Source organism: Chamaesiphon sp. VAR_69_metabat_338, assembly GCF_031423935.1.
GTDB lineage: Bacteria > Cyanobacteriota > Cyanobacteriia > Cyanobacteriales > Chamaesiphonaceae > Chamaesiphon.
This window is the reverse complement of the sequence record NZ_JANPGM010000488.1, coordinates 1-8622: the sequence shown is the minus strand read 5'-3', so window position 1 is coordinate 8622 and position 8622 is coordinate 1. Positions and strand designations below refer to the sequence as shown.

Below are 8622 nucleotides of genomic sequence, written 5' to 3'. Positions count from 1 at the left end.
TTGGGATTATCGTCGCTAGCGATCAATGTCTTGTGTTTGATGTTTGTCTCATGGTACGTACCCGGATTTCAAATCGGTGGGATCGTGCCCGCCATTGCCGGCTCGATCGTGTTATCGATCGTTTCGACGTTGTTAAATTGGTTTGTGAAGTAAATTACAAAAGTCGAATCGATCGGCTAGAACCCCGCCAGACCCCGACTTCTTTGAGAAGTCGGGGGTCTAAATTCTCGAAATCTAATTCAATACTGTATGCAAAGTATCCAATAAATCGTGAGTGCTAAAGGGCTTGGCCAGAAAGGCAACAACTGTTTCCCCATGATGATGCTCGGCGATTTCATGAGCGCACAGACCGCTCATGACGATCGCGCGGACAGTCGGATCGATCGAGTGAAATTGGGCGATCGTGTCGCGGGGATCGCCATCTGGCATCATGTAATCTAATAAAATTGTCTGAATCTGGTGATGGTGTTGGGCGAACAACTCGATCGCTTGTTTGCTGTTGCTAGCCGTCAGGCTGTGATAGCCATAGGACTCGATCGTCGTCCCGAGAATTTCGCGAATTGAGGGTTCGTCATCGACGATCAAAATCAGTTCGCCGTTGCCAATTTGCAGCGGTAATCTCGATTCAGCTTGCGCTGGATCCAAATCGTCACGCCCCTCGATAATTGCTGGTAAATAACACCGAAACTCCGTGCCGCGGTCGAGCTGACTGGAGACATGTACGAAGCCTTGATGATTATTGACGATCGTCCGGACTGTCGAAAGTCCCAAGCCAGTACCTTTACCAATTGGCTTGGTCGTGAAAAATGGCTCGAAAATGCGCTCTATCAATTCCGGTGGGATCCCGACCCCAGTATCGGCAACGGTAATGGCCACATATGCCCCGCCGAGGGCATCGGGATGGAGTTGGCGATATTCATCAGTCAGGATGATATTCTCCGCCATAATCGTCAATTCACCGCCATTTGGCATGGCATCGCGAGCGTTGACGCACAAGTTCATCAAAATTTGATGGAGTTCGGTCGCATCAGCCGAGAGCGTCCACAGATGAGTATTCTCAATTTGGAGACCGATCTCGATCGATTTGGGGAAGGTTTGTCTGGCAATTTGCAAGGCTTCGACCAGTAAATAGCGCGGTTGCAGGATGGTACGTTCGCCCACACCACCTCGCGCAAAAGTGAGAATTTGGGCGACTAACTCGCAGCCGCGTTTGGAATTTTCGGCCAATGTTGCCAATAATCGCTGGGTGCGCTCGTCGAGATTGGGCAATTTCAAGGGCAGCAATTCGGTAATGGCGACGATCGGCGTGAGAATGTTATTGAGATCGTGAGCGATGCCACTAGCTAACGTCCCCAAGTTTTCCAGCCGTTGGGCGTGCAAAAACTGACGTTCGAGGAGTTTGTGCTCGGTGATATCGGTATCGATCGTCAAAATCGACAGCGGTGTGCCAGCAGTGCTCTCGATCGCATACCAATGACTGGCGACGACAATACTTTTCCCTTCCCGAGTCAATAGCTGAAATTCGCCACTCCACTGGCCGCGATCGAGTGTCCGCGCGATCGCGGCTTGATATTGCGGATCTTCGAGATGATAGAGAAATTCAGCGATCTGCTTGCCGACTGCTCTTTCGGCTGGCCAGCCATAGATCCGCTCGGCACTGTGATTCCAATATTTGACCTGGCCTTCGATCGACCACAACACGATCGCATCTGTGACTAAATCGAGGAGGATGGATCGATCGCAACAAAGATAATGCAATTCCTCAATCTGGCAAGGTGTGACTGTTGCTTTATTGACTACTGCCGATGGACTATTTATTTCCATGTCTGATTTGAGGGATGTATCCCTCACTCTCGCTCGGCTTACCTCTCTAGCATAACTCCTGATTTAATTCCTAACCGGAAAATATTAAACAAATATTAAATAACTAGGGTTTTACAATATTTATGTGTTAGATAGTTTCGCTGCAGTTGGACTCACTGCCAATCCTTGCTGGAGCCAAGCAAGAGTTGGCGATATTAATCGAAATCGCGCTGAGTCAGTCTCAGCGCGATTTCAAGCGAGGGTATTATGTCTGAAAAGTACGGTGTCGCACTCGCTTCATCCACTGTCGCAAACGCGATCGGTCGCAGGAGGGCAATACTTATTGACGGCCAAAACTTTCAAAGCGATGCTTGCAGGTGTGCTTTTGGCAGCGGTAGGGGTAGACATCCACCCAAGCGAGCATCCGCTCGGTAAAATCGACCCGCTGGGAGCGAGTAATAGATAAACTGCCACATTTTGGGCATTTACGATCGACCTGAGTTTTATAAAAATTAGCAATCATCAGGATATATGAAGGAGTCCGTGTATATACCGCACACACATTCTACCGAACCCCGATCGGGCGTCAGTACGCAAAATGTCTCTTTCGCTACGGCTAAATACCGATCCTTGCCGCTCGATCTGTCTATTCCGTTAATAAATCAGCTAAATGGCTGAGAATGCTGCTGGTTTCAGCTACCATCAAAGTTAGAAATAAGTATTGGCAAAGATTGCGGCCTGAGTCCGATCTCGGAGATTTAAGCGATTGAGGAGATTGGTGACGTGATTTTTGACCGTACCTTCGGAAATATATAGTGTCTGGGCAATTTCGCGATTGTTGGCACCTTTGGCGATCAATTTCAAAACTTCGAGTTCGCGCGGCGTCAGTTCGGCCAGTTCGGGCGGGAGATTGGTGTGGTGCGGCTCGGCTTGCCGAGACATGATTTTAGCGAGCATCCCGGGTGCCAAGTGCGTATAGCCCCGATCGACCGCACGGATGGCAGCGGCAATTTCTTCCGATGGCGTATCTTTGAGCAGATAACCTTTGGCTCCATGCTCGATCGCCGTGGCGACATAGGTATCATCATCGAAAGTCGTTAAGATCAGAATATTCACATCTGGAAATTGCCGACAAATTTCCCGCGTGGCGGTGACGCCATCCATTACTGGCATCCGAATATCCATCAGGACGACATTGGGTGCGAGGGTTCTCACCGCTTCGATCGCGACTGCGCCGTTCTCAGCTTCACCGACCACACATAAATCGGGTTCGAGTTCCAGTAGAGCTTTTAACCCCTGCCGGATTAAGTTTTGGTCGTCTACCAGAAGGAGAGTAATCATTTAAATTAATTGAGAATTGAGAATTGGGTTTAAAGGCTCTAAAAACTATCTGCCTAAAGTCACTCGCTCTAAACCCTTGCGATTCGGTCAACTAGGCTTAAGCAGATGCGGCACACTCGATCGATTTGGCAAACGCGACCCACTGTAGCTAGCAAATGTGAGCCGATTGCTAACTTTTTACTGCTGTATCGATCGAGGGAGTTGTTAAAATTTGGCGATCGCTACGATCGACACTAAGAGCTAAAATGCCGATCGCCGTAGACTTTTTTACACTTTTACGGAATCAGGTCGGGTTAAAATGTAGTCACTAACAGACCTGAATGGCTTCTAGATTGACTTTATCTCTAAAAAGTTCCGCTAGCAGTTGTCAAGTTACTTAAATTAATTAATACACTCACAACCAAACCCCGCCGTACCAGGAAGGAGCACCAGACATGTCATTCAACTCTCAATCCGATCGCCAATATCAATCTGAAGCTGAACTGATCGATGGTCTCCTGGCGGCACCGACAATTGAATATCCTTGGAATCCGGCGGATCCGGACACCGCCGACTACTATGTCCACACCGATGGTAATTTTAGTCTCGATGAGTGGTCGGATCGGGAGATCGCCGAGCGATCGCACTCTTTTTACGCGCAGATCCAATCGGTTTGGCAGACCACAGCTAGTCCGCTAGCAGCACTGACAGCTAAATTTGGCGCGAGAGTTCCCCAAGAGTGGTTGGCGCAGATTGCGGCAAATATTAGTAGTACGGCTACCAGTCAGCTCGAACCAATCGATCGATTGGTGGGTGCGGTGCAAGAATTGCTCGTGAATTGGGCGACTGATGACTTACTGGTGATGGCACGTCCTTATGCCTATGCCATGCGCTGCGATCCGGGGGTGACGAATCCCGACAACATCGTCCGACCGCTAGCTTGGGCGGAATTATCCGAGCTAGAACGGGCTAAGTTGACGATCCTGATTGCTCGATCTGCGCTCGATGCTCTTTAATTACAGCTAAATTAGTTGGCTCGGTAAATAGATCGGTGAAATGGCGAATTTTATTTTCGATTTCGGTCCATTCTGCCGCCGCTTGCGACCCTTCAACAATGCCCGCGCCAGCAAATAATAATAATCGATCGCGATCGACCAAGCCCGATCGAATGGCGACGGCAAACTCAACATCATCGTAGCCGACCCAACCGACAGGTGCCGCATACCAGCCCCGCTCGAAGGGTTCTAACTCGCGGATCAGTGCTAAGGCTTGCGGGCGGGGAAAGCCGCCGACAGCGGGGGTCGGATGCAGTTGGGGTAAGATCTCGGCATCAGTAAGATCGGCAGCGAGCAGACCCCGACACTGGGTATATAAGTGTTGGACTTTGTTGAGTTTGAGAATGGTTGCAGCTCGATCGATCTCGACGGTATGGCAGAGTTCGGCTAAGATCGTCCGTAAATTATTGACGACTAATTGATGCTCCCGGACATCTTTGGGCGAATCGTGCAGCTCTGCACCCAAAAGTCGATCGGGTTCGGGTGTTGTACCGCGCGGTCGCGTGCCCGCAATTGCTTCCGTTTTTAGCAGTCGATCTTGGCGATGATAAAGTCGTTCGGGAGAGGTGCCAATAAATGCAGTCTGCGGATCGATCTGAAAGCAAAAATGATAACTTGACGGATTGTGCGGCTGGAGTAGTAGTAACAATAATTGGGGCTGCAAATCGGTACTAAAAGTTAGCGTCGATTGCCGCGCGAGGACGATTTTTTCGAGCTGGAGGGTGGGAAATTTAGCCAAGGCTAAGTTGACATTATGTTGCCACTGGCTGTAATTAGGTTTGTCGGTGCGACCGATTTGGGTGGGTGGTGCAGTGGCGATCGCCAGTTGCGTAAAATCCAGTTGTTGCAGCTCTACTAAGATCGTATCTAACTCTTGCAGCCATTGGGGCGAGTGGATATCGCCTAAAAAATTACAGCTAAAAAAAGTCTCCTCGCCATCAGACCAGATTTCAAATCTGGGCATCACAAACCGATAATTACCAAATAATTGCCAACTTGAGTCCAACCACAACTGGCGATCGAAACCGATCCCGCCATAGTAACGCACGTTGGGAAATAGCGAGGATAGTTTCGCTCTTAATTGCCCGAATACCACCGGATAATCGATCGGGACATCACCGGAGATCGTATCGATACTACCGATGCCAGCCATGGTAAACCGACCTTGCCGGTCGCACCAATAAGTTTTGACTGGGGCAGTTTGACGTGCCAACCAAGTTAACGGTGCGATCGTCGGGATCGCGACATCCACCCGCAACACTTTACCCGCCATTGCCGGAGGGAGATCGCGAGATTCTTCCTTAAAAAAGCTCTGAATCTGGGTGGCTATCTTCAGATAAAGATCCATTACGAACTCTGGTTGATGATGATAAATTGTCCTCCTCAGAGCTAATGGGTTCGGGCAAGGCACTCACCAGGGGGGCAGCCACAACGACGGGGTTGGAGTTAGGACTCAACGCCGCAATGGCCACATTCCCCGGATTGACAATTCCACCCGAAATCACGACTTTGAACGCATCTTCGATCGACATTGTCAAATCCATGACATCCTGCTCGGCCACGACCGCATACCAGCCAGTTGCGGGATTGGGGGTAGTGGGAATGAAGAGATTGAGCATCTTCTGGGGCATTTGGGCTTGAATTTCACCATCGAGCGTCCCCGTGACAAAGGCTAGTGCCCAGATGCCGCGACGTGGATATTCTACCAGCACCACCCGCCGAAATTTGTTGCCCGAATCCCGCAGCAGGGTTTCTAATAATTGCTTGAGTGTTTTGTAAACTGCTCCCGCTAAGGGAATGGTCTGGAGCACGCGTTCGCCGACATCCAAGAGCCACTTGCCCGCAATATTGCGCGCCATCAACCCAATTAACAGCACGATCAGCAAGGGTGCCGCCAGACCGACGATTAAGTTTAAAAAGTAGACTAGAATCGGATCTAAGCCATCGAAGGGATCGATCTGCTTGGGAATGCGAGTCAAAAAATTGACCACCCAAGTGGCCACATTGATCGACAGCCAGATGGTCGTAGCTAATGGAATTACGACTAGCAACCCAGCAATTAAATCGTTTTTTAAGTCCTGCTTAAAATGTTGGAACACAAATCTCCGATTTGATTAATGACGATCGGTCACATTCACACGCTTCTACTCATACTATACAAACCTTTGTCCGATCTGGGGAGGGGCCGGTCGCGATCGCCTTGCCACTAGCTCAGTGTTGGATGTTGGCAAGGCAGCCCAGTTGAGATCGCCCCCTTTCCAGCTTCGTCGTCCGCACCGCAATGCGGCCAAACGAAGATGACTGGATCGGCTCTAGCTATTTGAGTACGCGTCTCAAACCCGTCCACCCGATCGTAATATAAGCAATTGCGAGCAAGAAACTAGCCAAACTAGTCCGAACGCCGGTTTGAATCATCCGCGTGCTGACTTGAGCTTCGCGTTTTTGTTTTTGAACTTGTAAATTTTGCTCGGCCTTTTGGGCGAATTTCTTCGGCTCGGTAAGCAATAATTTATTGAGCTGGAGATTGGCCAGCCGCTCGCCTTGCGATTGACCGCTAGCTAGCTCTTTATCGATCGCCGCGAGTTGTTCTTTGACTTTATCCTTGCTCAGGGCATCGATTTGTTGGAGATTGCTTTTGATTCCTTGTTGGACTTGAGTGGCTTCATCGCCGATCTTTTTCAGATCTTGAGCTTTGAAATCATTGGTGGTAATTAACTGGAACGGAATAATCAGGATAAAGATCAATCCCAATAGACTCGCCAGCGAAAAAGTCCCAATTCTCCAGTTATTGCCCAGTTCTCCCCCATCTTCGGTCGAGACAATTTTAATCCAATCCCCCGCAACGACAAAAGCAATGCCCACCAATGGTAATAGCCCGCGATCGACTAATTGACTGGTTGCATATAGCCACCACCGATTGCCTTCTAACACCAAAGTTTCTGGTGGAAACCACAACATGAACAGCAGGTCGATCAGGGAAGATAAAATTAATACTGCACCTGCGGTTTTGAGCGCGAGGGGGGTTAGAAAACTACTAACGGTAGGTTGCATAGTCTAAATTTATTGGGAAGTTACGATATTCACTCCGACCAGTGAGTGATGTGAATGTGCCAAGTGGAGGAGTTAAAAACCTAGATTATCTTGTTTTGGGTAAGTTCCCATCAGATTTTGGGCGAGATGGCGATCGCTTGGCGCAAAAATTAACGTCTCCATTGCCGTCGATCGTTACCGACTCTGGCCTAGAATTGAATTTAATTACTCAGTTTAGTTTTAGTTAGGACTGGCTCCATATGACCCAGACAGTTAGCATCTATCCCGATCGACAGGCACTCATTGACGCCGCTGTGACTGTGATGGTCGATCGGATTCGCGCGGCAGTCAACGAGCGGCACTCTTGTGCGATCGCCCTGTCTGGTGGTTCGACTCCGCAACCATTGTACGCGGCTCTTGCCCATACCGATCTACCCTGGGAGCGAATCCACATTTTTTGGGGTGACGAACGCTATGTGGCACCAACTCACCCCGATAGTAATTATGGGATGACTCGCCGCGTCTGGCTAGATCTGGTAACGATTCCGGCGGCTAATGTCCATCCGATGCGGACGGATTTTGCCGATCCCCAGCTCGCGGCGGCAGATTACGAGCGGCAGATCGCGACTCATTTCGGCCTAGCAGCGGGGGAATTCCCGGCTTTCGATCTCATCCTGCTCGGCATGGGCGATGATGGGCACACAGCCTCTTTATTCCCCCATACAGCAGCTTTGTCTGTCGTCGATCGAGCGGTAACTGTCGGCGACAAAGACGGCCAACCCCGACTGACATTTACTTATCCCACGCTCGATCGATCTCGGAGTACGATCTTTCTCATCGCTGGTGCGAGCAAGCAAGCCGCGCTGGCTGAAGTGTTCGCTCCCACTGGCGATGCCAGTACCTATCCATCGCGGGGCATCGTCCCGCAAGGCGAGCTGCTCTGGCTGCTCGATGCCGCTGCGGGGGAAAAATTAGCACCTAGTAGCTGACCACATCTATACCGAATTTCTGCTACCGATAGTCTGGCAAAACTGTAAGTTTTAGCTAATTTTTTGATTTTTTGTGCTTAATATTGCCAAGATGGGCACTCTGAAGGAGCAGCTTGAGAGCGGATCTTCGCAGTAGGCTACCCCTATTGAGACGGTATACTGAAAATCTTTAGTCTAATTCTGCTAAAATCTAGGCGGGTTGAGTTTTGAAAAACTGAAAATCTAATTTGTTGAGGATTTAATTGACGATCGTCTGTCCAACTGTTGACATGAAAACTTTCTTGCGCTGACGATCGTCTGTCCAACTGCAACCACGAACACCCTCGGATTTAGCTAACGATCGTCCATCCAACTGCAAACACGAACACCCTCAGATCTAGCTAACGATCGTCTGTCCAACTGCAAACACGAACACCCTCGGATTT

Annotated in this window: 10 protein-coding genes; 4 read left to right on the top strand and 6 right to left on the bottom strand. The window is 49.6% G+C overall.

The genetic code is table 11. The features are described from left to right. The gene (locus RMO84_RS21370) at positions 1 to 153 is read left to right on the top strand and encodes a phage holin family protein (RefSeq protein ID WP_396135857.1); all 153 of its coding nucleotides are present in this window, start codon (positions 1 to 3) and stop codon (positions 151 to 153) included. Positions 154 to 234: 81 nt separating this feature from the next. On the opposite strand, the gene RMO84_RS13500 is transcribed toward RMO84_RS21370, so the two are convergent. From RMO84_RS13500 to RMO84_RS13490, 3 genes are all read right to left on the bottom strand, one after another. Next, positions 235 to 1824 carry an ATP-binding protein gene (locus RMO84_RS13500; protein WP_310488967.1) on the bottom strand — a complete coding sequence of 530 codons (1590 nt, stop codon included), beginning with the start codon at positions 1822 to 1824 and terminating at the stop codon, positions 235 to 237. Between the two features lie 319 nt (positions 1825 to 2143). Further along, positions 2144 to 2326 carry a hypothetical protein gene (locus tag RMO84_RS13495; RefSeq protein WP_310488966.1) on the bottom strand — a complete coding sequence of 61 codons (183 nt, stop codon included), beginning with the start codon at positions 2324 to 2326 and terminating at the stop codon, positions 2144 to 2146. A gap of 185 nt (positions 2327 to 2511) precedes the next feature. Further along, positions 2512 to 3144, bottom strand: a complete 633-nt coding sequence (locus RMO84_RS13490) for a response regulator transcription factor (protein WP_310488965.1) — start codon at positions 3142 to 3144, stop codon at positions 2512 to 2514. Between the two features lie 434 nt (positions 3145 to 3578). Here RMO84_RS13490 and RMO84_RS13485 point away from each other — a divergent pair, with 434 nt between their 5' ends. Then, entirely contained in the window at positions 3579 to 4139 is a 561-nt protein-coding gene (locus RMO84_RS13485) for a hypothetical protein (protein WP_310488964.1), read from the top strand. Here the strand turns inward: RMO84_RS13485 and RMO84_RS13480 are convergent. The 3 genes from RMO84_RS13480 to RMO84_RS13470 all read right to left on the bottom strand — a co-directional run bounded on the left by RMO84_RS13480 (position 4093) and on the right by RMO84_RS13470 (position 7229). Then, complete coding sequence (locus RMO84_RS13480) at positions 4093 to 5526, bottom strand: isochorismate synthase (protein ID WP_310488963.1); 1434 nt, start codon at positions 5524 to 5526, stop codon at positions 4093 to 4095. The two genes, RMO84_RS13485 and RMO84_RS13480, sit on opposite strands and share 47 nt — an antisense overlap. After that, complete coding sequence (locus RMO84_RS13475) at positions 5480 to 6277, bottom strand: DUF502 domain-containing protein (RefSeq protein ID WP_310488962.1); 798 nt, start codon at positions 6275 to 6277, stop codon at positions 5480 to 5482. Before RMO84_RS13475 ends, RMO84_RS13480 begins: the two co-directional genes overlap by 47 nt. Before the next feature lie 217 nt (positions 6278 to 6494). Then, positions 6495 to 7229 carry an HpsJ family protein gene (locus tag RMO84_RS13470; RefSeq protein ID WP_310488961.1) on the bottom strand — a complete coding sequence of 245 codons (735 nt, stop codon included), beginning with the start codon at positions 7227 to 7229 and terminating at the stop codon, positions 6495 to 6497. Between the two features lie 41 nt (positions 7230 to 7270). On the opposite strand from RMO84_RS13470, the gene RMO84_RS13465 reads away from it, so the two are divergent. Then, a complete protein-coding gene (locus RMO84_RS13465) occupies positions 7271 to 7456 on the top strand; it encodes a hypothetical protein (protein ID WP_310488960.1) in 186 nt (61 codons plus the stop codon). Between the two features lie 12 nt (positions 7457 to 7468). Next, on the top strand, positions 7469 to 8197 hold the full coding sequence (gene pgl / locus RMO84_RS13460) for a 6-phosphogluconolactonase (RefSeq protein ID WP_310488959.1): 729 nt from the start codon (positions 7469 to 7471) through the stop codon (positions 8195 to 8197). Positions 8198 to 8622 lie beyond the last annotated feature (425 nt).

Coding starts and splice junctions, on each gene's coding strand:
- RMO84_RS13500 (WP_310488967.1), bottom strand. CDS start 1,824: ATGGAAATAAATAGTCCATCGGCAGTAGTCAATAAAGCAACAGTCACA.
- RMO84_RS13495 (WP_310488966.1), bottom strand. CDS start 2,326: ATGATTGCTAATTTTTATAAAACTCAGGTCGATCGTAAATGCCCAAAA.
- RMO84_RS13490 (WP_310488965.1), bottom strand. CDS start 3,144: ATGATTACTCTCCTTCTGGTAGACGACCAAAACTTAATCCGGCAGGGG.
- RMO84_RS13485 (WP_310488964.1), top strand. CDS start 3,579: ATGTCATTCAACTCTCAATCCGATCGCCAATATCAATCTGAAGCTGAA.
- RMO84_RS13480 (WP_310488963.1), bottom strand. CDS start 5,526: ATGGATCTTTATCTGAAGATAGCCACCCAGATTCAGAGCTTTTTTAAG.
- RMO84_RS13470 (WP_310488961.1), bottom strand. CDS start 7,229: ATGCAACCTACCGTTAGTAGTTTTCTAACCCCCCTCGCGCTCAAAACC.
- pgl (WP_310488959.1), top strand. CDS start 7,469: ATGACCCAGACAGTTAGCATCTATCCCGATCGACAGGCACTCATTGAC.